Annotated in this window: 21 protein-coding genes; 15 read left to right on the forward strand and 6 right to left on the reverse strand. The window is 73.5% G+C overall.

Annotated features, from left to right (window positions below):
- Positions 1 to 64 precede the first annotated feature (64 nt).
- From uvrC to A0J59_RS04175, 9 genes are all read left to right on the forward strand, one after another.
- The gene (gene uvrC / locus A0J59_RS04135) at positions 65 to 2,257 is read left to right on the forward strand and encodes an excinuclease ABC subunit UvrC (protein WP_064315310.1); all 2,193 of its coding nucleotides are present in this window, start codon (positions 65 to 67) and stop codon (positions 2,255 to 2,257) included.
- A 20-nt stretch (positions 2,258 to 2,277) separates the two neighbouring features.
- Positions 2,278 to 3,264, forward strand: a complete 987-nt coding sequence (gene rapZ / locus A0J59_RS04140) for an RNase adapter RapZ (RefSeq protein WP_064315311.1) — start codon at positions 2,278 to 2,280, stop codon at positions 3,262 to 3,264.
- 2 nt (positions 3,265 to 3,266) lie between these two features.
- Complete coding sequence (gene yvcK, locus A0J59_RS04145) at positions 3,267 to 4,232, forward strand: uridine diphosphate-N-acetylglucosamine-binding protein YvcK (RefSeq protein WP_064315352.1); 966 nt, start codon at positions 3,267 to 3,269, stop codon at positions 4,230 to 4,232.
- An 83-nt stretch (positions 4,233 to 4,315) separates the two neighbouring features.
- A complete protein-coding gene (gene whiA, locus A0J59_RS04150) occupies positions 4,316 to 5,296 on the forward strand; it encodes a DNA-binding protein WhiA (protein WP_047232822.1) in 981 nt (326 codons plus the stop codon).
- Positions 5,297 to 5,625: 329 nt separating this feature from the next.
- The gene (gene gap / locus A0J59_RS04155; protein WP_047232821.1) at positions 5,626 to 6,630 is read left to right on the forward strand and encodes a type I glyceraldehyde-3-phosphate dehydrogenase; all 1,005 of its coding nucleotides are present in this window, start codon (positions 5,626 to 5,628) and stop codon (positions 6,628 to 6,630) included.
- Between the two features lie 158 nt (positions 6,631 to 6,788).
- Complete coding sequence (gene pgk, locus A0J59_RS04160) at positions 6,789 to 7,988, forward strand: phosphoglycerate kinase (protein ID WP_064315312.1); 1,200 nt, start codon at positions 6,789 to 6,791, stop codon at positions 7,986 to 7,988.
- A gap of 106 nt (positions 7,989 to 8,094) precedes the next feature.
- Complete coding sequence (gene tpiA, locus A0J59_RS04165) at positions 8,095 to 8,868, forward strand: triose-phosphate isomerase (protein WP_053370771.1); 774 nt, start codon at positions 8,095 to 8,097, stop codon at positions 8,866 to 8,868.
- A 207-nt stretch (positions 8,869 to 9,075) separates the two neighbouring features.
- Positions 9,076 to 9,318 (forward strand): preprotein translocase subunit SecG, encoded by a 243-nt coding sequence (gene secG / locus A0J59_RS04170; RefSeq protein ID WP_047232868.1) that lies wholly within the window; start codon positions 9,076 to 9,078, stop codon positions 9,316 to 9,318.
- A 128-nt stretch (positions 9,319 to 9,446) separates the two neighbouring features.
- On the forward strand, positions 9,447 to 9,794 hold the full coding sequence (locus tag A0J59_RS04175) for an RNA polymerase-binding protein RbpA (RefSeq protein WP_047232819.1): 348 nt from the start codon (positions 9,447 to 9,449) through the stop codon (positions 9,792 to 9,794).
- 40 nt (positions 9,795 to 9,834) lie between these two features.
- On the opposite strand, the gene A0J59_RS04180 is transcribed toward A0J59_RS04175, so the two are convergent.
- The 6 genes from A0J59_RS04180 to tkt all read right to left on the reverse strand — a co-directional run bounded on the left by A0J59_RS04180 (position 9,835) and on the right by tkt (position 17,443).
- A complete protein-coding gene (locus tag A0J59_RS04180; RefSeq protein ID WP_064315313.1) occupies positions 9,835 to 10,521 on the reverse strand; it encodes an O-methyltransferase in 687 nt (228 codons plus the stop codon).
- Positions 10,518 to 11,306, reverse strand: a complete 789-nt coding sequence (gene pgl / locus A0J59_RS04185) for a 6-phosphogluconolactonase (protein ID WP_064315314.1) — start codon at positions 11,304 to 11,306, stop codon at positions 10,518 to 10,520. Before pgl ends, A0J59_RS04180 begins: the two co-directional genes overlap by 4 nt.
- Positions 11,303 to 12,220 (reverse strand): glucose-6-phosphate dehydrogenase assembly protein OpcA, encoded by a 918-nt coding sequence (gene opcA / locus A0J59_RS04190; protein WP_047232816.1) that lies wholly within the window; start codon positions 12,218 to 12,220, stop codon positions 11,303 to 11,305. The genes pgl and opcA overlap by 4 nt, the downstream gene beginning before the upstream one ends.
- 106 nt (positions 12,221 to 12,326) lie before the next feature.
- On the reverse strand, positions 12,327 to 13,868 hold the full coding sequence (gene zwf / locus A0J59_RS04195; protein WP_047232815.1) for a glucose-6-phosphate dehydrogenase: 1,542 nt from the start codon (positions 13,866 to 13,868) through the stop codon (positions 12,327 to 12,329).
- A 148-nt stretch (positions 13,869 to 14,016) separates the two neighbouring features.
- Positions 14,017 to 15,156, reverse strand: a complete 1,140-nt coding sequence (gene tal / locus A0J59_RS04200) for a transaldolase (RefSeq protein WP_047232814.1) — start codon at positions 15,154 to 15,156, stop codon at positions 14,017 to 14,019.
- A gap of 124 nt (positions 15,157 to 15,280) precedes the next feature.
- Positions 15,281 to 17,443, reverse strand: coding sequence for a transketolase (tkt, locus tag A0J59_RS04205; RefSeq protein ID WP_064315315.1), 2,163 nt, complete (start codon positions 17,441 to 17,443; stop codon positions 15,281 to 15,283).
- A gap of 353 nt (positions 17,444 to 17,796) precedes the next feature.
- On the opposite strand from tkt, the gene A0J59_RS04210 reads away from it, so the two are divergent.
- The 6 genes from A0J59_RS04210 (at position 17,797) to A0J59_RS04235 (ending at position 23,611) form a co-directional block, all read left to right on the forward strand.
- On the forward strand, positions 17,797 to 18,825 hold the full coding sequence (locus A0J59_RS04210; protein WP_255364974.1) for a heme o synthase: 1,029 nt from the start codon (positions 17,797 to 17,799) through the stop codon (positions 18,823 to 18,825).
- A 30-nt stretch (positions 18,826 to 18,855) separates the two neighbouring features.
- Positions 18,856 to 19,809 (forward strand): site-specific tyrosine recombinase XerD, encoded by a 954-nt coding sequence (xerD, locus tag A0J59_RS04215; RefSeq protein ID WP_047232812.1) that lies wholly within the window; start codon positions 18,856 to 18,858, stop codon positions 19,807 to 19,809.
- A gap of 257 nt (positions 19,810 to 20,066) precedes the next feature.
- Positions 20,067 to 20,897, forward strand: coding sequence for a ParA family protein (locus tag A0J59_RS04220; protein WP_231581801.1), 831 nt, complete (start codon positions 20,067 to 20,069; stop codon positions 20,895 to 20,897).
- Positions 20,881 to 21,816: a ScpA family protein gene (locus A0J59_RS04225; protein ID WP_064315316.1), complete on the forward strand. Its 936-nt coding sequence runs from the start codon at positions 20,881 to 20,883 to the stop codon at positions 21,814 to 21,816. The genes A0J59_RS04220 and A0J59_RS04225 overlap by 17 nt, the downstream gene beginning before the upstream one ends.
- Positions 21,813 to 22,589, forward strand: a complete 777-nt coding sequence (locus A0J59_RS04230; RefSeq protein ID WP_082918727.1) for an SMC-Scp complex subunit ScpB — start codon at positions 21,813 to 21,815, stop codon at positions 22,587 to 22,589. The genes A0J59_RS04225 and A0J59_RS04230 overlap by 4 nt, the downstream gene beginning before the upstream one ends.
- A complete protein-coding gene (locus A0J59_RS04235; protein WP_082918728.1) occupies positions 22,586 to 23,611 on the forward strand; it encodes a pseudouridine synthase in 1,026 nt (341 codons plus the stop codon). Before A0J59_RS04230 ends, A0J59_RS04235 begins: the two co-directional genes overlap by 4 nt.
- The last annotated feature ends 61 nt before the right edge of the window (positions 23,612 to 23,672 follow it).

The following is a 23,672-nucleotide window of genomic DNA, read 5'->3' on the forward strand; positions in this document are numbered from 1 at the left end:
CCGCCGCGGCACTCGCACGTCCCCTGCCGCCGCACCGTCGGTGGCCTGACCTAGGCTGGAGAACATGGCTGATCCCGCGACGTACCGCCCGGCGCCGGGGGAGATCCCCACCTCGCCAGGCGTCTACCGGTTCCGCGACGACCACGGGCGCGTGATCTACGTCGGCAAGGCCAAGAACCTGCGCGCGCGCCTGTCGAACTACTTCCAGGACGTCGCGAACCTGCACCACCGCACGCAGACGATGGTGACGACCGCGGCGTCCGTCGAGTGGACCGTCGTCGGCACCGAGGTCGAGGCGCTCGCGCTCGAGTACTCCTGGATCAAGGAGTTCGACCCGCGGTTCAACGTCAAGTACCGCGACGACAAGTCCTATCCCTACCTCGCGGTGACGATGGGGGAGGAGTTCCCCCGCGCCCAGGTCATGCGCGGCGCCAAGCGGCCCGGCACCCGGTACTTCGGCCCCTACGGGCACGCGTGGGCGATCCGCGAGACGCTCGACCTCCTGCTCCGCGTCTTCCCGGTGCGCACGTGCTCGGCGGGCGTGTTCAAGCGGGCCCACCAGACGGGCCGCCCGTGCCTCCTGGGGTACATCGACAAGTGCTCGGCGCCGTGCGTCGGGCGCATCACGCCCGAGGACCACCGGGCGCTCGCCGAGGACTTCTGCGACTTCATGGCGGGCGACACGCAGCGCTTCGTCCGCCGTCTGGAGCGCAAGATGAACGAGGCCGCCGCCGCGATGGAGTACGAGGCCGCGGCGCGCCTGCGCGACGACATCGTGGCTCTCCAGCGCGCGACCGAGAAGAACGCGGTGGTGCTCGGCGACGGCACGGACGCCGACGTCTTCGCGCTCGTCGGCGACGAGCTCGAGGCGGCCGTCCAGGTGTTCCACGTGCGCGGCGGGCGGATCCGCGGCCAGCGCGGCTGGATCGTGGAGAAGGTCGAGGACGTGACCGACGCGGAGCTGGTCGAGCACCTGCTCCAGCAGGTCTACGGTGCGGCCGAGGAGGCCGCGGCGGCCGACCCGGGGACCGGCCAGGGCCGTGCCGGCGCGCGCGACGTCGTCCCGCGCGAGGTGCTCGTCCCCGTCCTGCCGCCGGACACCGAGCAGGTCACGACCTGGCTCTCGGGGCTGCGGGGCGCGCGCGTCGACGTCCGGGTCCCGCAGCGCGGCGACAAGAAGGAGCTCGCCGCGACCGTGCGGGCGAACGCGGAGCACGCGCTCGCCCTGCACCGCACGCGCCGGGCGGGCGACCTCACGACGCGCAGCCAGGCGCTGCGCGAGATCCAGGAGGCGCTCGACCTCGACACCGCCCCGCTGCGGATCGAGTGCTACGACGTCTCGCACAACCAGGGCACGTACCAGGTCGCGTCGATGGTCGTGTTCGAGGACGGCCTCGCGCGCAAGAGCGAGTACCGCCACTTCACCGTGCGCGGGCCCGACGGCGACGGCGCCGCGGACGACACGGCGGCGATGTACGAGGTCATCACGCGCCGGTTCAAGCGCTACCTGTCCGACCGCTCGCGCTCGGGCGAGGTCGAGCTGGACCTCGAGGCCGACGACGTGGCGGCCGGTTCCGACGCTTCGGGCCGCCGCGCGGAGCGGGCCGCGGAGGCTGCGGGGTACGTGCCGCGCAGCGGCGAGGTCGACGCCGACGCCCCCGTGGACAGGCGAGCGAGGTTCGCCTACCCGCCGAACCTCGTCGTGGTCGACGGCGGCCCCCCGCAGGTCGCCGCCGCCGCCCGGGCGCTGGCCGACCTCGGGATCGACGACGTCGCGCTGTGCGGCCTCGCCAAGCGCCTCGAGGAGGTGTGGGTCCCGGGGGACGACTACCCGGTGATCCTCCAGCGCTCGTCGGAGGGCCTCTACCTGCTCCAGCGCGTGCGCGACGAGGCGCACCGGTTCGCCATCGCCCAGCACCGCAGGCAGCGCAGCAAGGGCATGACCGCGTCCGCGCTCGACGACGTCCCGGGCCTCGGTCCGGCGCGGCGCACCGCGCTCCTCAAGCACTTCGGCTCGCTCAAGCGCCTGCGCGCCGCGAGCGTCGAGGAGATCGCGAGCGTGCGGGGCATGGGCGAGCGCACGGCGCGCGCCGTGGTCGCGGCCCTGGGCGGAGCCGCCGAGCCGTCCCCGGGAACGGCCCCCACGGCGCCGGCCCCGACGGAGCCGGCGCCCGCCGAGGGCGCCACGCGCCCGGAGGACGTGCCCGAGGTCGCCCGGGACACTCCGGTGGGTGACGGGGCCACGGCCCGGGCGTGAGCGGCTGGCATGCTGGTGCCATGACCTCGGAGCCGACCCCGGACCTCAGCCCGCAGGGGCCGCCCGACCGCGTGCCGGAGCCCTCGCCGACCACGGTCCCCAGCGGGATCCCCGCGATCGAGGCGGCGACCCACGCCCCGGAGCCGCGCGAGGCCGAGGTGCTCATCATCACGGGCATGTCCGGCGCCGGGCGCACCCGGGCCGCGGCCGTGCTCGAGGACCTCGACTGGTACGTCGTCGACAACCTGCCGCCGCGCATGATCGTCCCGCTCGTGGACCTCATGACGCGGTCGGGCTCGACGCTCGAGCGCATCGCGGCGGTCGTCGACGTGCGCGGCCGCGAGTTCTTCACCGACCTCGTCGAGGTGCTCGACCACCTCCGCCAGAGCGGGGTGTTCTACCGGATCCTGTTCCTCGACGCCTCCGACGAGGTGCTCGTGCGCCGGTACGAGCAGGTCAGGCGCCCGCACCCGCTCCAGGGGGAGGGGCGCATCCTCGACGGCCTGGCCGAGGAGCGACGCCTCCTCGCGAGCCTCGAGGAGCGCTCCGACGTCGTCATCGACACGTCCGAGCTCACGGTGCACGACCTCGCGCGCGAGGTCCGTGCCGCCGTGGCGGACGGGACGCCCGAGACCCTGCGGATCAACGTCGTCTCGTTCGGGTTCAAGTACGGGCTGCCGCTCGACGCCGACCACGTGGTCGACGTGCGGTTCCTCGCGAACCCGTACTGGATCACCGAGCTGCGCCACCTCACCGGGCGGGACGCCCCCGTGCGGGACTACGTGCTCGGGCGCCCCGGCGCGCTCGAGTTCGTCGACCGCTACGTGAACGCGCTCGAGCCGGTCCTGGCCGGCTACCTGGGTGAGGAGAAGCGCTACGTGACGATCGCCGTGGGCTGCACCGGGGGCAAGCACCGTTCCGTCGCGATCAGCGAGGCGATCGCCGCGCGCCTGCGCGCGCAGGGCCAGCGCGTCATCGTCACCGCCCGCGACCTCGGCAAGGAGTGATCGTGGTCGCCCAGCGCAACCCTGCCGTCGTCGCCCTGGGCGGTGGCCACGGCCTGTCCGCGAGCCTGTCCGCGCTGCGCCTCATGTCCGACCGGCTGACCGCCGTCGTGACCGTGGCCGACGACGGCGGGTCGTCCGGGCGCCTGCGCACCGAGCTCGGCGTCCTGCCCCCGGGGGACCTGCGCATGGCGCTCGCGGCCCTGTGCGACGACTCGGAGTGGGGCCGCACGTGGAGCGCGCTCCTGCAGCACCGGTTCACGTCGGAGGGTGACCTCGACAACCACGCGGTGGGCAACCTGCTCATCGTCGCGCTGTGGGAGCTGCTCGACGACCCGGTCGCCGGTCTCGACTGGGTGGGCAAGCTCCTGGGCGCCCGCGGGCGCGTGCTGCCCATGGCGTCGGTGCCCCTCGGGATCGAGGCCGACGTGCGGACCGGGGACCGGCTCGAGACGGTCGTCGGGCAGAGCCACGTCGCGGTGACGCACGGCCGCATCGAGCAGCTGCGACTCGTCCCGGCGGACCCGCCGGCCTGCGCCGAGGCGGTCCAGGCGGTCGAGGACGCGGACTGGGTCGTGCTGGGCCCGGGCTCGTGGTTCTCGTCGGTGATGCCCCACCTGCTCGTGCCCGACCTCGCGCGCGCCCTGCACGAGACCTCCGCGCGCCGCTGCGTGACGCTCAACCTGTCGAGCGAGACGGGGGAGACCTACGGGCTGACGGCGACGGACCACCTCGAGGCGCTGCACAAGCACGCGCCCGGTCTCCGGATCGACGCCGTCGTCGCGGACCCGTCCGCCGTCGAGGACACGGAGCAGCTCGCGGAGGCGTCCGCGCGCATGGGTGCGCGCCTCCTCCTGCGGCAGGTGCGGCGCGGGGACGGCACCCCGCGGCACGACGCGCTGCGCCTGGCGGCGGCGTACCGGGACGTGTTCGACGACTTCCTCGGCGACGTCGGCTCGCCCGCGCGCTGAGCCCGCGGGACGCGGGTCCCGGCGGCCCGCGGGCGCCCGGTCCGCCGCCGCGACGCCACGGCATCGATGGCAGGATGTCCCGCATGGCGCTCACGGCACAGGTGAAGGACGAGCTGGCTCGACTGCGGGTGGACAAGACCTCGTGCCGCAAGGCGGAGGTCTCGGCGATGCTCCGGTTCTCGGGCGGGCTGCACCTCATCTCGGGCCGCGTCGTCATCGAGGCCGAGCTCGACACCGCGATCGCGGCGCGCCGCCTGCGCGAGACCATCGCGGACGTCTACGGGCACACGAGCGAGCTGATCGTGGTGTCGGCCGGGGGTCTGCGCAAGAGCAGCCGGTACGTCGTGCGCGTCGTGCGCGACGGCGAGTCGCTGGCCCGCCAGACGGGCCTCCTGGACCAGCGCGGGCGGCCTGTGCGAGGGCTTCCGCCGCAGGTCGTCTCCGGCGGGGTGGAGGAGGCCGAGGCGGCATGGCGCGGCGCGTTCCTGGCGCACGGGTCGCTCACCGAGCCGGGCCGGTCGTCGGCGCTCGAGATCACCTGCCCCGGTCCGGAGGCCGCGCTCGCCCTGGTCGGCGCTGCCCGCCGCCTCGGCGTCTCCGCGAAGTCGCGCGAGGTGCGCGGCGTCGATCGCGTCGTCATCCGGGACGGGGACGCGATCAGCGCGCTCCTCACACGCCTGGGCGCGCACGAGGCGGTCCTGGTCTGGGAGGAGCGACGCGCCCGGCGCGAGGTGCGCGGGACCGCGAACCGGCTGGCGAACTTCGACGACGCGAACCTGCGACGCTCGGCCCGGGCCGCCGTCGCGGCGGGGGCGCGCGTCGAGCGGGCGTTCGAGATCCTCGGCCCGGACCTGCCCGACCACCTGCGCGAGGCCGGCGAGCTCCGGCTCGCCCACAAGCAGGCGTCGCTCGAGGAGCTGGGACAGCTCGCGGACCCGCCGCTGACCAAGGACGCGGTCGCGGGACGCATCCGGCGCCTGCTGTCGACGGCCGACAAGCGCGCGGCCGAGCTCGGCATCCCCGACACCGAGGCGGGCCTGAGCCCGGAGCTGCTCGACCTCTGACCAGCCCGTCCGGGGCGCGCCCGCCACCTGGACGTCATGCACCGACGGGACGATGGTCCCGAACCGTGGGATCCAGGTCACACGCTGGCGTGGTGTTGGTATAGGCTCGGATGCGTCAGGTGACAACGACGTGCTCCTTCGCTGACACCCCTCGTGGGCGTGGGTGGTCCCGGCTGTCGCCGTGACGGTCCACGGGCACGGAGGATGCTGTGCCGGGATCCCGGGCAGCGGGGCACGGGCGCGATCACCACCTGCGTACGACGGCGTACGTGATCGTTCGGCATCAACCGTGTGCGTCGGGACAACCGGCGCGCCCTGAGGAGGGCATTGTGACCATCCGCGTCGGTATCAACGGCTTCGGTCGTATCGGACGGAACTTCTACCGCGCCATCGTCGAGTCGGGCGCCGACATCGAGATCGTGGGCGTCAACGACCTCACGGACAACAAGACGCTCGCGCACCTGCTCAAGTACGACACGGTCCTCGGCCGTTTCCCGCTGAGCGTGGACTTCGACGACGACAACATCATCGTCGACGGCAAGAAGATCCGTGCTCTCGCCGAGCGCGACCCCGCGAACCTCCCCTGGGGCGAGCTGGGTGCCGACATCGTCATCGAGTCGACCGGCTTCTTCACCGACGCGACCAAGGCGAAGGCGCACATCGACGCCGGCGCCAAGAAGGTCATCATCTCGGCCCCGGCCAAGAACGAGGACGCGACGTTCGTCGTCGGCGTGAACTCGGACCAGTACGACCCGGCCGCGCACCACATCATCTCGAACGCGTCGTGCACCACGAACTGCCTCGCCCCGCTGGCGAAGGCGCTCAACGACTCGATCGGCATCGAGCGTGGTCTCATGACCACGATCCACGCCTACACGGGTGACCAGAACCTGCAGGACGGCCCGCACCGCGACCTGCGTCGCGCCCGCGCCGCCGCGCAGAACATCGTCCCGACCTCGACGGGTGCGGCCAAGGCCGTGTCGCTCGTCCTGCCGGAGCTCAAGGGCAAGCTCGACGGCTTCGCGCTGCGCGTGCCGGTCATCACGGGCTCGGCGACGGACCTCACCTTCACCGCCTCGCGCGAGGTCACGGTGGACGAGGTCAACGCCGCGGTGAAGGCCGCGTCGGAGGGCCCCCTCAAGGGCGTCCTGGCCTACGTCGAGGACGAGATCGTCTCGAGCGACATCGTCACGGACCCGCACCAGAGCATCTTCGACTCGAAGCTCACCAAGGTGATCGGCGACCAGGTCAAGGTCGTCTCCTGGTACGACAACGAGTGGGGCTACTCGAACAGCCTCGTCGCGCTGACGCAGCTCGTCGGCGACAAGCTCTGAGCCACCTGCTGACGCAGCACGACCCTGCGTAGCAACCATGCGTCCGCGTGCGCGTCCCGGCACCGCCCGGTGACGCGCACGCGGACGTCCTCATGTGCGGGCCCGGCCGGTCCTCGGCAGGCGCCCCGTACGACGGCGACCGAACCGTAGGAGACCGCATGAAGACCATCGACTCCCTGGGCGACCTGCGCGGCAAGCGCGTCCTCGTCCGCTCCGACTTCAACGTCCCGCTCGACGGGACGACCATCACGGACGACGGCCGCATCCGGGCCGCGCTCCCCACGCTGAAGAAGCTCACCGACGCGGGCGCGAAGGTGATCGTCACCGCGCACCTCGGCCGCCCCAAGGGCGAGCCGGACGCGAAGTACTCGCTCGCGCCCGTGGCCGCGCGCCTCGGCGAGCTGCTCGGCGTGCCGGTCCACCTGGCGCAGGACGTCGTGGGCGACTCGGCGCGCGAGACGGTGGCCGCGCTCGGCGAGGGCGAGGTCGCGCTGCTGGAGAACATCCGCTTCGACGCGCGTGAGACCTCCAAGGACGACGCGGAGCGCCAGTCGCTCGCGCACGACCTCGCCCAGCTCGCGGACGTGTTCGTCTCCGACGGGTTCGGCGTCGTGCACCGCAAGCAGGCGTCGGTCTACGACGTCGCGCAGGTGCTCCCGTCCGCGGTGGGCGAGCTCGTCCTCAAGGAGGTCGACTCCCTGCGCAAGGCGACGGAGGACCCCGCGCGCCCGTACGCGGTCGTCCTCGGGGGGTCGAAGGTCTCGGACAAGCTCGGCGTCATCGCGAACCTGCTCACCAAGGCGGACCGCCTGCTCATCGGCGGCGGCATGGTGTTCACGTTCCTCGCCGCCAAGGGCTACGGCGTCGGCAAGTCCCTCCTCGAGGAGGACCAGATCGACACGGTCAAGGGCTACCTCGCGGACGCCGAGAAGAACGGCGTCGAGATCGTCCTGCCGACCGACATCGTGGTCGCCGACGCGTTCGCCGCCGACTCGCCGCACGAGGTCGTCGCCGCGGACGCGATCCCGGCCGACAAGATCGGCCTCGACATCGGCCCCGAGTCCGCGCAGCTCTTCGCGAGGAAGATCGTCGACGCGAAGACGGTCGTGTGGAACGGTCCCGCCGGCGTGTTCGAGTTCGAGGCGTTCTCGGGCGGCACGCGTGCCGTGGCCCAGGCGCTCGTCGACGCGACCGCGAACGGCGCGTTCACGATCGTCGGCGGCGGCGACTCGGCCGCCGCGGTCCGCATCCTCGGCTTCGACGAGGCCGGCTTCAGCCACATCTCGACCGGTGGCGGCGCGAGCCTCGAGTTCCTCGAGGGCAAGGACCTCCCGGGGATCTCCGTCCTCGAGGGCTGAGCCCTCCCGAACCATCCTCACGCACCGCCCGCGGCACGCCGTGCCCGCGGGCGGTGCGACCCCCACAGAGAGAAGAAGGACCGTGGCGAACAGCCGTACCCCGCTCATGGCGGGCAACTGGAAGATGAACCTGGACCACCACCAGGCGACGCACACCGTGCAGAAGCTCGCGTGGACCCTCAAGGACGCGAAGCACGACTACGCGGCCGTCGAGGTCGCCGTGCTGCCGCCCTTCACCGACCTCCGGTCGGTGCAGACGCTCGTCGACGCGGACAAGCTCGAGCTCAAGTACGGCGCGCAGGACGTCTCGGCGCACGCCGAGGGCGCGTACACGGGCGAGATCTCCGCGACGATGCTCGCCAAGCTCGGCGTGAGCTACGTCGCGATCGGCCACTCCGAGCGCCGCCAGTACCACGGCGAGACGGACGCGCAGGCCAACGCGAAGATCGTCGCCGCCGTGGGCCAGGGCGTCGCCCCGATCCTGTGCGTGGGCGAGGGTCTGGACGTCCGCAAGGCCGGCGAGCAGATCTCCTACACCCTCGCCCAGGTCGAGGGCGCCCTCGCGGGCATCCCCGCCGCGCAGCTCGCGACGCTCGTCATCGCGTACGAGCCCGTCTGGGCCATCGGCACGGGCGAGGTCGCGACGCCGGAGGACGCGCAGGAGGTCTGCGGTGCCATCCGCGGCGCCCTCGGCGACCTGTACGACGCGGACCTCGCGGACGCGACGCGCATCCTGTACGGCGGCTCGGTGAAGTCGTCCAACGTCGCCGCGATCATGGCCCAGCCCGACGTCGACGGCGCGCTCGTCGGCGGCGCGAGCCTCGACCCCGAGGAGTTCGCGAAGATCGCGCGCTACCAGTCGCACGCGACCGGGGCCTGACCTCCGCGAGACCCTCGCGCCGACGGCCCCGGGAGCGGATCCCGGGGCCGTCGGTCGCTGACGTGAGACGACGGCGACCGGGGTTGGCCGCAGCGGCCTCCCGTCGCCTACTCTTGTCCCCTGTGCGGCAGGTCACGCCTGCGCACGACAACCGTGCGGTCGCGCTCGACATCGGTCGGGACGGCCCTGAGCCTCAAGGACGTACTCGTGGACGTGCTGCGCATCATCCTCCAGATCCTGCTGGTCCTCACCAGCGGCTTCCTCACCCTGCTCGTGCTCATGCACAAGGGCAAGGGCGGCGGCCTCTCCGACATGTTCGGCGGCGGGATCTCGAGCTCGGTGGGCAGCTCCGGCGTCGCCGAGCGCAACCTCAACCGGATCACCGTGGCGTTCGCCCTCGTCTGGGCTGTCGTCATCGTGCTCCTGGGGCTCCTCCAGAAGGTGAGCTGACCCGCAGGCGTCCCGCACGGGGCGTCGCGGTCGAGCAGGGCTCGAGGAGTCGGCAGGGGGCAGCCGCGCCGGACGGCGCGGTACGGGCAGTATCGAGTGCCGACGACGGCACGGACGGGGGAGAGCACGTGGCAGGTGGTAACGCGATCCGCGGGTCGCGCGTCGGGGCGGGACCGCTCGGGGAGTCCGAGCGCGGCGAGATCGCACCGCGCTTCTGGGTGTCCTACTGGTGCGCGAACGGCCACGAGACGCGGCCCAGCTTCTCCTCGGAGGCGGAGATCGAGGCTCCCGAGACCTGGGACTGCCCGCGGTGCGGGTTCCCGGCCGGGCAGGACCGGGAGAACCCGCCGACGCCGTCGCGCAACGAGCCCTACAAGACGCACCTCGCGTACGTGAAGGAGCGTCGCAGCGACGAGGACGGCGTCGCGATCCTCGACGAGGCGCTCGCCGCCCTGCGGGCCCGTCGCGGTCGCTGACGTTCCGGGCCCGGCGCGGAGGCCGGGCCTCGCACGCGGGTCAGCGCACGCGCGCGAGCACGAACCCGTCGTAGCCCTTGGAGCCCACGGTCTGGACGGCCGTGGCGTCGAGCCGCGGGTCCGCGACGACGCGGTCGACCATCTCCCGGACCCCGAGCACGTTCGGGTCGGTGCTCTCCGCGTCGGCGACGGCGCCGCCACGGACGGTGTTGTCCACGACGACGAGCGTGCCCGGGCGCGAGAGCCGGACCGCCAGGTCGACGTAGACCGGGTTCGACGGCTTGTCGGCGTCGACGAACACGAGGTCGAACGGTTCGACGCCCTTGTCGACGAGGCGCCGCAGCGTGTTCGCGGCCGGACCGAGCACGACGTCGACGACCCCCGCGAGGCCGGCCTCGGCCAGCGACTCTCGCGCGACCGCGGCGTGCGCGGCGTCGATCTCGCACGTGAGCAGCGCGCCGTCGGGTGGCAGCGCACGTGCGAGCCAGATCGTCGAGTAGCCGCCGAGCGTGCCGACCTCCAGCACGCGGCGCGCGCCGGTCGCGAGCGCGAGGAGCTGCAGGAGGCGGCCCTGCGCGGGGGAGACCTGGATCTCCGGCAGGCCGGCGGCCCGCGCCCTCGCGCTGGCGGCGGCGAGCACGTCGTCCTCCCCCACGAGCGGGGCGAAGTAGGCGTCGACCGCGTCCCAGGTCGCGGCGGGGTCGAGGTGCTCGCCGCCGGGCGTCATCGGTCGGCGTCCCGCGTGCCTGCCGCCGCGGCGTCCACGAGCCACAGCGTGCGCTCGGTGCCGGTGACGGCGCCCGCCGGGGTCTCGGCCGCGGGGGCCCCGCCGAGCGCCGACGCGACGGCCGGGGCCTTCTCGGCGCCCGCGGCGACGACCCACACCTGACGAGCGCGCGCGATGGCCTCGAAGGTCAGCGTCACGCGCTCCGGCGGGGGCTTGGGCGAACCGTGGACGCCGGCGGTCGGGACGCCCGTCACGTCGAGTCCCGGGTGCCCGGGGAAGAGCGACGCGACGTGGCCGTCGGGTCCCATCCCGAGCAGGAGCACGTCGAACTCGGGCACCTCGGCGCCGTCCGGGGCGTGCTCGGCGAGCGTCGCCGCGTACGCCGCGGCCGACTCCTCGGGGGTCGCCACGGCGTCCGCCGCGGGCATCGGGTGGACGTTCCCGGCCGGGAGCTGGGGCAGGTGGGCGAGCAGCGCGTCGCGCGCCTGCGTCTCGTTGCGGTCCGGGTCCCCGGCGGGCAGGAAGCGCTCGTCGCCCCACCAGAGGTGCACGCCCGACCAGTCGACGGCGTCGCGCGCCGGGTGGCGCTCGAGCGCCGCGAGGCTCGCGATGCCGACGGTGCCGCCGGTCAGCACGACGTGCACGGGGCGGCGCACGGACTGCACGTCGAGCAGGCGCGTCACGAGCCGCGACGCGACCGCCTCGGCGAGGACGTCCGCGTCGGGGTGGACGACCACGAGGCGCCCGTGGGACGCGTGCGCGCCCCCGGGTCGGGCGGCGGTCACGCGCCCACCTTCTGCAGCCCCTTGGTGAGCACCTCGCCGTAGATCTCGTCCGGGTCCAGGCGGCGCAGCTCCTCGATGAGCGCCTCGCTGAGCGTCCGGATGGGCAGCGCGACGCGGCGGTCGGGCTTGCCCGGCTGGCTGATCGTCACGATGCGCCCGTCCGGGCGGTCGAGGATGATCGGCCCGCTCTTGCGCTCGAGCGTGACGCGCGTGATCGCCTCGGCCCCACGACGGCGCACGACCTGCGTGGGGCAGCGCAGTCGAGAGCCGAGCCACGCCGCGAGCAGGTCGAGCGAGGTGTGCTTCGCCTGGCCCTCGACGAGGACGCTCGTCACCGGCTCGTACGGCGGCTGGTCGAGCGCGGCGGCGATGAGGCCGCGCCACAGGGTGACGCGCGCCCACGCCAGGTCGGAGTCGCCGGGCCCGTACGTCGTCGCGAGCTGCGCGAGCGTCGCCTCGGGGTCCTTGGACGTGATCGAGTCGGTGATGCGGCGCTGGGCCATCGCCCCGACCGGGTCGTCGTCCGGCGAGGCGGGCGGCTGGCCCGGCCACCACACCACGATCGGCGCGTCCGGGAGCAGGAGCGGCATGACGAGCGTGTCCGCGTGCTCGAGCAGGGGGCCCGCGGTCCGCAGCACGACGACCTCGGACGCGCCGGCGTCGCCGCCCACGCGAATCTGGGCGTCGAGGTGCGGGGTCGCGCTCCGGCCGGACGGTGCCACGACGATGACGCGGCACGGATGCTCGCGGCTCGCGTCGTTCGCCGCCTCGATCGACGTCTCGACGTCGGACTCGCGCGCGATGACGACGAGCGTGAGGACGCGACCGAGCGCGATCGCGCCGCCCTCGTCGCGCAGGCGGACGAGCCGCTTGTTCACCGCGTTCGTCGTCGTGTCGGGCAGGTCGATGATCATCGCGGGGTCCTCGCCTGTCGGAGGGTCGTGCCGCCCTGCGGGGCACGACGGGGTTGGGGGTTCTCTGGGCGGGGCGCCGCGCTCCGCGGTGCCGGGACAACGGTCGTCACGGGCGCCGCCACGAGCGGCCGTCGCGCGCGAGCATCGCGTCGGCCGACTCCGGCCCCCACGTGCCGGACCGGTACTGGTCGGGCGTGCCCTTGGCCGCCCAGTGCGCCGTGATCGGGTCGAGGATCTTCCACGAGAGCTCGACCTCCTCGCGCGTCGGGAAGAGCGGCGGGTCGCCGAGCAGGACGTCGAGGATGAGGCGCTCGTAGGCCTCGGGGGAGGACTCCGTGAACGCGTGCCCGTAACCGAAGTCCATCGTGACGTCGCGGACCTCCATCGCGGTGCCCGGGACCTTCGCGCCGAAGCGCATCGTGACGCCCTCGTCGGGCTGGACGCGGATGACGAGCGCGTTGTTGCCCAGGTCGGAGGCCTGCGACGTCTCGAACGGCAGGTGCGGGGCCTTCTTGAACACGACGGCGACCTCGGTCACGCGGCGCCCGAGGCGCTTGCCGGTGCGCAGGTAGAACGGGACGCCCGCCCAGCGGCGGTTGTCGATGTCCACGCGGATCGCGGCGTAGGTCTCGGTCGTCGAGTCGGCGGGGATCCCGTCCTCGTCGAGGAAGCCGATGACCTCCTCGCCGCCCTGCCACCCGGCGGCGTACTGGCCGCGCGCGGTGTGCTTGGACAGCTCGCGCGGCAGCCGGACGGCCGACAGCGCCTTGATCTTCTCGGCGCGCAGCGACGGGGCGTCGAACGACACGGGCTCCTCCATCGCGACGAGCGCGAGGAGCTGGAGCAGGTGGTTCTGGATGACGTCGCGTGCGGCGCCGATGCCGTCGTAGTAGCCCGCGCGGCCGCCGATGCCGATGTCCTCGGCCATCGTGATTTGCACGTGGTCCACGTAGTTCGCGTTCCAGATCGGCTCGAACATCTGGTTGGCGAACCGCAGCGCGAGGAGGTTCTGGACCGTCTCCTTGCCGAGGTAGTGGTCGATGCGGAAGACCGAGTCGGGCGGGAAGACCTCCGACACGACGGCGTCGAGCTCGCGGGCGCTCTCGAGGTCGTGGCCGAAGGGCTTCTCGATGACGACACGGCGCCAGGCGTCTCCTTCGGAGCGGGAGAGCCCGGAGCGGGAGAGCTGCCGGCACACGACCGGGAACGCGCTCGGCGGCACCGAGAGGTAGAAGGCGTGGTTGCCGCCCGTGCCGCGCTCGGCGTCCAGCGTCTCGACGGTCTCGCGCAGGCGCTCGAAGGCGTCCTCGTCGTCGAACGTGCCCTGCACGAACCGGATCCCCTCGGCGAGCTGCCGCCACGTCGCCTCACGGAACGGCGTGCGCGCGTGCTCCTTGACGGCGTCGTGCACGACCTGCGCGAAGTCCTGGTCCTCCCAGTCCCGGCGCGCGAAGCCCGTGAGCGCGAAGCCCGGGGGGAGCAGGCCGCGGTTGGCCAGGTCGTACACCGCGGGCATGAGCTTCTTGCGGGCGAGGTCGCCCGTGACGCCGAAGATGACGAGCCCGCAGGGGCCCGCGATCCGGGGCAGGCGCAGGTCGAGGGGGTCGCGCAGCGGGTTGTGCTCTGGCGTGATCTTGGCCGGTCTCACCTGGTGGCACCGTTTCGTTTCGAGGAGGGGTCGGGAGGACTGCAGAAGGCTGAGGCGTCTGCGGATGATACGGGCGGCGCGCGTCGTCGCGTCGTCGTTCCCGCAGGTCGGACGCCCGACCGCCGCCCGGCGGTCAGGCGCGCCGGGATCAGGAGGAGGCGATGCGGCGCAGGTTGTCGCGCGTCGTCGCGAGCAGCTCGGTCCAGCTGTCCTCGAACTTGCGCACGCCCTCCTCCTCGAGGCGGTCGGTGACCTCGACGAGCGAGACGCCGAAGGACTCGACCGTCTCGAGCGTGCGGCGGGAGGCGGCGGCCGTGCCGGTGATCGTGTCGCCCGTGACGACGCCGTGGTCGGCGAACGCCTGGAGGGTCGCCTCGGGCATCGTGTTGACGATGCCGTCGGTGACGAGCTCGTCGACGTACATCGTGTCGCGGTACTCGGGGTTCTTCACGCCGGTCGACGCCCAGAGCGGGCGCTGCGGGTGCGCGCCGGACGCGGCGAGCGAGCGCCACCGGTCGGTCTGGCGGAACTCCTCGTAGGCCTCGAACGCGAGGCGCGCGTTGGCGATCGCGGCCTGGCCGCGCAGGTCGAGCGCCTCCGGGGTGCCGACCTTCTCGAGCGCGGCGTCCACCGCGGTGTCCACGCGCGAGACGAAGAACGACGCGACGGAGCCCACCGGCGCGAGGTCGATGCCGTCCGCGCGCGCCTGCTCGAGCCCGATCGCGAACGCCTCCATGACCGCGCGGTAGCGCGCGAGCGAGAAGATGAGCGTCACGTTGACGCTGATGCCCTGCGCGAGGGTGCGGGAGATCGCGTCGAGGCCCGCGACGGTCGCGGGGATCTTGATGTAGACGTTGGGCCGGTCGATGGTGGCCCAGAGGCGCTCGGCCGTGACGACCGTCTTGTCGGCGTCGTGCGCGAGGCGCGGGTCCACCTCGATCGACACGCGCCCGTCGACACCGTCGGTCGCGTCGTACACGGGACGCAGCAGGTCGGCGGCGGCGCGCACGTCGTCCGTCGTGATCCGCTCGACGGCGGCCTCGACCGCCGCGTCGTCCACGCCGGCGGGCGCGAGCTCGGCGAGCTGGGCGTCGTAGGCGTCACCCTTCGAGAGCGCGGCCGCGAAGATCGTGGGGTTCGTCGTGACCCCGACGACCCCGCGCGTGGCGACGAGGTCGGCGAGGTTGCCGGTGCGCAGCCGTTCTCGCGAGAGGTCGTCGAGCCAGATGGACACGCCCGCTCCCGTGAGCTGCTCGATGGGGCCGGGGACGGTGGGGGACTGCGTCATCGGACTTCCTCTCGGTGGTGCTCTCGCTGCGGGCGTGCTCCCGGGCGGTCGCGCACGGCGGCCGGCTCCCGGGGCAGTTCCGAGGTGGGGCCGCGCACGGCCCCACCTCGGAATCTACGAAGGGTCAGCGCTGGTCGCCAGTGCCGCCCTCCGAGGGCGTCGGCGCGGCACCCGGGGTGTCGCCACCGCGCGCGGCCGCGATCGACTCGCGCGCCGCCGAGGCGACGGCCTCGGACGTGATGCCGAACTCGCGGTACAGCACCTGGTAGTCGGCCGACGCGCCGTAGTGCTCGAGGCTCACCGAGCGACCCGCGTCGCCGACGAGCTCGCGCCAGCCCTGCGCCACGCCCGCCTCGACGGACACGCGCGCACGGACGCCGGACGGCAGGACCGACTCGCGGTAGGCGTCGTCCTGGCCGTCGAACCACTCACGGCTCGGCAGCGACACGACGCGCGCCTGCACGCCCTCGCCCGCGAGGATCTCGCGCGCCTCGACGGCGAGCTGCACCTCGGAGCCGGTGCCGATGAGGATGACATCGGGCGTGCCGTCGGTGTCGAGCAGCACGTAGCCGCCGCGGGCGGTGCCCGACGCGTCGGCGTAGCCCTCGGTCCCGCGCGGGAACGTCGGGACGTTCTGGCGCGTGAGGATGATGCCCGCCGGTCGCTCGGTGTTCTCGAGGATCGTGCGCCACGCCCACGACGTCTCGTTGGCGTCGGCCGGACGGACGACGTCGAGGCCCGGGATGGCGCGCAGCGCGGCGAGGTGCTCGACGGGCTGGTGCGTCGGGCCGTCCTCGCCGAGGCCGATCGAGTCGTGCGTCCACACGAACGTCGTCGGGATCTCCATGAGCGCGGCGAGGCGCACCGCGGGGCGCATGTAGTCGCTGAACTGGAGGAACGTGCCGCCGTAGGCGCGCGTGCCGCCGTGCAGGACGATGCCGTTGAGGATCGCGCCCATGGCGTGCTCGCGGATGCCGAAGTGCAGCGTGCGGCCGTACTCGTGGCCCGGGAACTTCTTGGTCGCGTGCTCGACGGGCACGAACGACGGCTCGCCGTCCATGGTCGTGTTGTTCGAGCCGGCGAGGTCGGCGGAGCCGCCCCAGAGCTCGGGGAGCACGTCCTTGAGCGCGGTGAGGACCTTGCCCGACGCGGAGCGCGTCGCGACGGCCTTGCCCGCCTCGAACGTCGGCAGCGCGTCCTCCCAGCCCGCCGGGAGCTCGCGGTTCTCCAGGCGGCCGAGGAGCTCGGCGCCGGACGGGTTCGCGGTCTTCCACGCCGCGAAGGCCGTGTCCCAGGCCGCGCGCGCGTCGCCCTGGCGCTCGCCGACGGCACGCGTGTACGCGAGCACCTCGTCGTCGATCGCGAAGCTCGCCTCGGGGTCGAGGCCGAGCTCGATCTTCAGGCCCTTGATCTCGTCGGCGCCCATGGCCGAGCCGTGGATGCCGCCGGTGTTCTGCTTGGTCGGCGACGGGTAGCCGATGATCGTGCGCAGCGCGATGATCGACGGCTTGCCGGTCTCGGCCTTGGCGGCCTCGATCGCGGCGTGCAGCGCGTCGACGTCCTCGCCGTAGCCCGTGCCCCCGTTGGTCCAGTCGACGCGCTGGGTGTGCCAGCCGTACGCCGCGTAGCGCGCGAGGACGTCCTCGGTGAACGCGATGTCCGTGTCGTCCTCGATGGAGATCTTGTTGTCGTCCCAGATGACGACGAGGTTGCCGAGCTGCTGGTGACCGGCGAGCGAGGACGCCTCGCTCGTCACGCCCTCCTGCAGGTCGCCGTCGGACGCGATGACGTAGACGTGGTGGTCGAACGGCGACTCGCCCGGGGCGGTCGACGGGTCCAGCAGGCCGCGCTCGCGGCGGGCCGCGAACGCCATGCCGACGGAGGACGCGAGGCCCTGGCCGAGCGGGCCGGTCGTGATCTCGACGCCGCGAGTGTGCTTGTACTCCGGGTGGCCGGGGGTCTTGGAGCCCCACGTGCGCAGGGCCTCGATGTCCGCCATCTCCAGGCCGTACCCGGCGAGGAAGAGCTGGAGGTAGATCGTGAGCGACGAGTGGCCCGCCGAGAGCACGAACCGGTCGCGGCCGACCCAGTGGTCGTCCGACGGGTCGTGGCGCATGACCTTCTGGAACAGGAGGTAGGCGGCCGGGGCCAGCGAGATCGCGGTGCCGGGGTGGCCGTTGCCCACCTTCTCCACCGCGTCGGCGGCGAGCGCCTTGATCGTCTTGACGGCCCGGTCGTCCAGGTCCGTCCAGTCCAGGGGCGTGTGAGCAGGGGACAACGCGTTCACCGAACCTCATTCCCGTCCGGAGCGCGCGCCCCGGATCCTCGCGACAACTCGAAACAACCGTTGAACATTTCCCGGCCTCACGCCTCAGGGGGCGGGGCGGCCCGGTGCCGGTCACGTCGTCCGCGGGCCACAGGTCTTGACGGGCGGTCCGACGCGGGACGGTTGCAGACCCAGCCTATACGCGGACGCCGTTCCTGCCTGGGCGGTGCCCACGTGCTGGATTTCGGTCGGATGTCACACAATCGCCCGGCCCGTCCGGTCGGCCCCGGCGCAGGCGGGGACGTACGATGAGCGAGGACGACCGGCGGTCCGTCCCAGCTCGCCCCCCACCTCAGAACGGAACACCGAAGCGCGTGCACACCACGAGCCAGGCACCGATCGACGGGACCGGAAGCCCGTCTGGCGCCGCGTCGACCCAGCAGCCGTCCTCGCCGACGAGCCCCGCGACCCCCCTCGCGCCGACGGCCGAGGCGGCCCGCGCCACCCTCGCGATGCGCGAGCGCATCGGCGCCTACGTCGCGCTGACCAAGCCGCGCATCATCGAGCTCCTCCTCGTGACCACGGTGCCGACGATGATCCTGGCGCAGGGCGGGCTGCCGAGCATCGGGCGCATCCTGGCGACGCTCGTGGGCGGCACGCTCGCGGCCGCGTCGGCCAACGTCTACAACTGCTACCTCGACCGCGACATCGACGAGGTCATGAACCGCACCAAGCGGCGCCCGCTCGTCACGGGCGAGGTGACACCGCGGGCCGCGCTCGTGTTCGCGACCGTCCTCGGTGTCGTGTCGCTCGTGTGGTTCGCGCTCCTGGTCAACGTGGTCTCGGCCTGGCTGACGTTCGCCGCGATCGCGATCTACGTCGTCGGCTACACGATGATCCTCAAGCGCCGCACGCCGCAGAACATCGTCTGGGGCGGCATCGCGGGCTGCATGCCGGTACTCATCGGCTGGTCCGCCGTGACGGGCTCGCTGAGCTGGGCCGCTCTCGCGCTGTTCCTCGTCATCTTCTTCTGGACGCCGCCGCACTACTGGCCGCTGTCCATGAAGTTCAAGCGTGACTACGCCAACGCCGGCGTGCCGATGCTCCCGGTCGTCGCGGACGACCGCAGGGTCGCACGCGAGATGATCGTCTACGGCGTCGCGATGGTCGCCTCGTCGCTCGCGCTGTGGCCGCTCGCCGGCATGACCTGGGTCTACGGCGTCGTCGCCACCGTGCTCGGGGTCTGGTTCCTGTCCTCGTGCGTGACCATGCTGCGCCGCGCCCGCGACAAGGCGGACGGCAAGGGCGGCAAGGTCGGGGAGATGAAGGTCTTCCACGCCTCGATCACGTACCTCACCCTGCTCTTCGTCGCGGTGGCGGTCGACGTCTTCCTCCCGCTGTGAGCCCGGCCGTGCCGGGAGGGCGGTAGGGCGATGGGGGCCGGCGAGGCGCACGTGCCCGACGCGCTGGACCGCGCCGCGCGCGAGTACCTCGCGCACCTCGCCGTCGAGCGCGGCCTGTCCGCGAACACCGTCGCCGCCTACCGGCGCGACCTCGCGCGCTACGTCGCGTTCCTTGCCGCGCGCGGCAACCACGCCGTGCGCGAGGTCGAGGCGGACGACGTCGCGGCGTACGTCACCGCGCTGCGCACCGGGGCCGACGGCGGGGCGAGCCTCTCGCCGTCGTCCACCGCCCGGTCCGTGGCCGCCGTGCGCGGCTGGCACCGCTTCTGCGCCGCGGAGGGCCTGGCCGACGCCGACGCGTCCGCCGACGTCCGACCGCCCGCCCAGGGCAAGCGGCTGCCCAAGGCGATCTCGACCGACGAGGTCGCGCGCATCCTCGAGGCGGCGGGCGTCGGCGACGGCGCCGCCCCCCTGCGCGACCGGGCGCTGCTCGAGCTCGTCTACTCGACCGGCGCGCGCATCACCGAGGCCGTGAGCCTCGACGTCGACGACCTCGACCTCGGTACCGGCGCCGTCCGCCTGCTCGGCAAGGGCGGCAAGGAGCGCGTGGTGCCCGTCGGGTCGTTCGCACGGCGCGCGCTCGACGCCTACCTGGTGCGGGGCCGCGCGGCGCTCGCCGCGCACGGGCGCGGCACGCCGGCTGTCTTCCTCAACACGCGGGGCGCGCGGCTGTCGCGGCAGAGCGCCTGGGCCGTGCTGCGCACCGCCGCGGAGCGCGCCGGCATCGACCACCCCGAGCGGATCTCGCCGCACACGCTGCGGCACTCGTTCGCGACCCACCTGCTCGCGGGCGGCGCGGACGTGCGCGTCGTCCAGGAGCTCCTGGGGCACGCGTCCGTCACGACGACGCAGATCTACACGCTCGTGACCCCGGACACCCTGCGCGAGGTGTACGCCGCCGCCCACCCCCGCGCGCTGGGCTGACGGAGCCGGTCCCGGAGCGACGGGCGGGAACGCGGCGCGCGGGCGCGTGCGCACGAGCGGGGGCGAGGTCCTGCGATACCGTGGCGAGCGTGAGCAGCCAGGCCGAGACCCAGCCCGAGACGCGCGGCGCGCAGAGCTCGCACGGCGACGCCGTCCGTCCGGCCGCCCCCGTGACCTCCTCCGAGCGCGACGTCGCACCCGTCGTCGACCACGCCACGAACGGCGCGAGCCGCGAGACGACCGAGGCGCCCACCGACGTGGTCGGCCGTCCCCTGCCGGAGTTCCCGGTCCCCGCGCCGCTCGCGTCGCACGGCCCCGGGCGCATCATCGCGATGTGCAACCAGAAGGGCGGCGTCGGCAAGACGACGACCACCATCAACCTCGGAGCGACGCTCGCCGAGTACGGCCGCAAGGTCCTGCTCGTCGACTTCGACCCGCAGGGCGCCGCGTCCGTCGGCCTCGGCGTCAACCCGCACGAGCTCGACCGCACGGTCTACAACCTGCTCATGGAGCGGGGCGCGGACATCCACGACGTGCTCGTCCCGACGGAGGTCGAGAACCTCGACCTCCTGCCCGCCAACATCGACCTCTCGGCCGCCGAGGTCCAGCTCGTCGGCGAGGTGGCACGCGAGTCCGTCCTGTCGCGCGTGCTGCGGCCCGTCGTCGACGACTACGACGTCATCCTCGTGGACTGCCAGCCCTCGCTCGGCCTGCTCACCGTCAACGCGCTCACCGCCGCGCACGGCGTGCTCATCCCGCTCGAGTGCGAATTCTTCGCGCTGCGCGGCGTGGCGCTGCTCGTCGAGACGATCGAGAAGGTGCGCGACCGGCTCAACCCGCGCCTCGAGATCGACGGCATCCTCGCCACGATGTTCGACTCGCGCACGCTCCACTCGCGCGAGGTCGTCGCGCGCGTGCACGAGGCGTTCGGCGACAAGCTGCTCCAGACCGTCATCGGGCGCACCGTGAAGTTCCCCGACGCGTCCGTCGCGGCCGAGCCCATCACCGTCTACGCGCCGACGCACCCCGGCGCCGTCGCCTACCGGCAGCTCGCCCGGGAGCTGGTCGCCCGTGGCGACGCCGCCTGACGCGCCGACCGAGTCACCGCCCGGCTCGACCTCGCCGGCACGGAGCGGCTTCGAGGTCCGCCTCGACAACTTCAGCGGCCCGTTCGACCTGCTGCTGTCCCTCATCACCAAGCACAAGCTCGACATCACCGAGGTCGCGCTCGCGCGCGTGACGGACGACTTCATCGCCTACATCCGCGACGCCGAGCGTGCGGCCGCCGCCGCGCGCGCCGCGGGGGAGGACCACCCCGGGTGGGACCTCGGGACCGCGAGCGAGTTCCTCGTCGTGGCCGCGACGCTGCTCGACCTCAAGGCCGCGCGGCTGCTGCCCACGGGCAGCGTCGAGGACGACGAGGACCTCGCGCTGCTCGAGGCGCGCGACCTGCTGTTCGCGCGCCTCCTGCAGTACCGCGCGTACAAGGACGTGTCGGGCGTCCTCGCGGAGCGGTTCGAGAGCGCGGGGCGCCGCTTCCCGCGCGTCGTGCAGCTCGAGCCGCACCTCGCCGCGCTGCTGCCCGAGCTCGTGTGGACCATGGGCCCCGACCAGCTCGCCGCGCTCGCGGCCCGGGCGCTCGCGCCCAAGGCGCCCCCGCCCGGCGTCTCGCTCGACCACCTGCACGCTCCCGCGGTGAGCGTGCGCGAGCAGGCGGGCATCGTCGTCGACCGCGTCCGCAGCCACGGCATGACGACGTTCCGCGCCCTCGTCGCAGACGCGGGGGAGACCGCCGTGGTCGTCGCCCGGTTCCTCGCGCTGCTCGAGCTCTTCCGCCAGGCGCTCGTCGCGTTCGACCAGGTGACGCCGCTCGGCGAGCTCACCGTGCGGTGGTCGGGCGACGACGCGCCCGAGCCGGCGCTGGCCGACGTCGGCAGCGAGTTCGACGAGGGCGACGTCGCGCCCGCCGACGCCCCCGAACCCATCACCCAGGAGGTCCCCGCGTGACGCAGCCCGACGGCGCCCCCGCCCTCGACGAGGTCCTCGCGCCGGCCGTGCACGACCTTCCCGGCGGGCTGCCGGCGGCGCTCGAGGCCGTGCTCATGGTCGCCGACGAGCCGATCCCCGTCCTCGAGCTCGCGACGGCGCTCGCGGTCCCGGTCGACGACGTGCTGAGCGCGTTGCACGACCTCGCCGCCGAGTACCGCGGAGACGACGGCGGGCGACCCCGCGGGTTCGAGCTGCGCGAGGCGGGCGGCGGCTGGCGCGTCTACTCGGCACCGGCGCACGCCGAGGTCGTGGGACGGTTCGTGCAGGGTGGCCAGACGGCGCGGCTCACGCAGGCGGCGTTGGAGACTCTGGCCGTGATCGCGTACCGTCAACCGGTCAGCCGCGGCCAGGTGTCGGCGGTGCGAGGGGTCAACGTGGACGGCGTGGTGCGCACTCTCGTGGCGCGCGGGCTCGTGGCCGAGGTCGGTCAGGACCCGCACACCGGCGCCGGCCTGTTCGGCACCACGGGCTACTTCCTCGAGCGCATGGGCTTCACGTCGCTCGACGAGCTGCCCCCGCTCGCGCCGCACCTGCCGGACATGGACGACCTCGAGGGCCTGGACGGGCTCGCCGACCTGCGCGGACCCGCGCGGGCAGCCGCCGTCGCGCCCGGGACGGACCTCTCCGACGGCGCGGCTGACGACGGGGACGACGCACCGGCGTCGGCCCCGACGCCGCACGACGTGGCGGACGACGCCACGCAGGACACGACGGACGAAGGACACGCATGAGCTCGAAGGACGGACGCCAGCCCGGTGACGGGGGGCGCGGGCGCTCCCCGCGCGACGGGGCGGGCGACGCACGTCGCGGTGGCCCGCGGCGCGGCGACGCCGCACGCTCGGGCGGTGCCCCGCGGGGGGTCGGCTCCGGGTCGAAGGGCACGTCCGCGGGCCGGGGCGCGAGCGCCGGCCGGGGTGGCCAGGGCACGGGGCGCGGCACCACGCCGTCGCGCGGCGGGCAGCAGGCCGGTCGGCCGCGCCGCCCGGGGCGCGGGCAGCCCACGGAGCCGCAGCGAGACGTGCACGTCGAGGACGGCGTGCGTCTCCAGAAGGTGCTCGCGTCGGCGGGGCTCGGCTCGCGCCGGGCGTGCGAGGAGCTCATCACCCAGGGGCGGGTCGAGGTCGACGGCGTCCGTGTGAGCGAGCTGGGCGTGCGGATCGACCCGGAGCGCGCCGTCGTGCACGTGGACGGGATGCGGCTCCAGCTCGACTCGTCGCGCGTGACGCTCGCCCTCAACAAGCCGCGCGGCGTCGTCTCGACGATGCACGACCCCGACGGTCGCCCGTCCATCGCCGAGCTCGTCGCGGACCGCTCCGAGCGACTCTTCCACGTCGGGCGGCTCGACGCGGACAGCGAGGGCCTGCTCCTGCTGACCAACGACGGCGAGCTCGCGAACCACCTCGCGCACCCGTCGCACGAGGTCGCCAAGACCTACCTCGTCACGGTGCGGGGCAAGGTGCCGGGCAACGTCGCCAACAAGTTCCTGCACGGCATCGAGCTCGAGGACGGGGTCGTGCGTGCCGACGCGTACCGGGTCGTCGACCAGGTCGCGGACCAGACGATGATCGAGGTCGTGCTGCACTCGGGGCGCAACCGCGTCGTGCGGCGCATGTTCGAGGAGGTCGGCTTCCCCGTGACGCGCCTCGTGCGCACGCGCATCGGCCCCATCGCGCTCGGCAACCTGCGCCCGGGGACGACGCGCGTCCTCGGCCGGACCGAGCTCGGCAGCCTCATGGCGGGCGTCGGGCTCTAGGCGCGCCCGCAGTCCGCACCACCACCCCGACGGACCGCCGTGAGGCGGGCCGTCCCGCACT

Origin of the sequence: Cellulosimicrobium sp. I38E (assembly GCF_001647255.1) — a bacterium.
In the GTDB taxonomy this organism is placed as follows: domain Bacteria; phylum Actinomycetota; class Actinomycetes; order Actinomycetales; family Cellulomonadaceae; genus Cellulosimicrobium; species Cellulosimicrobium cellulans_E.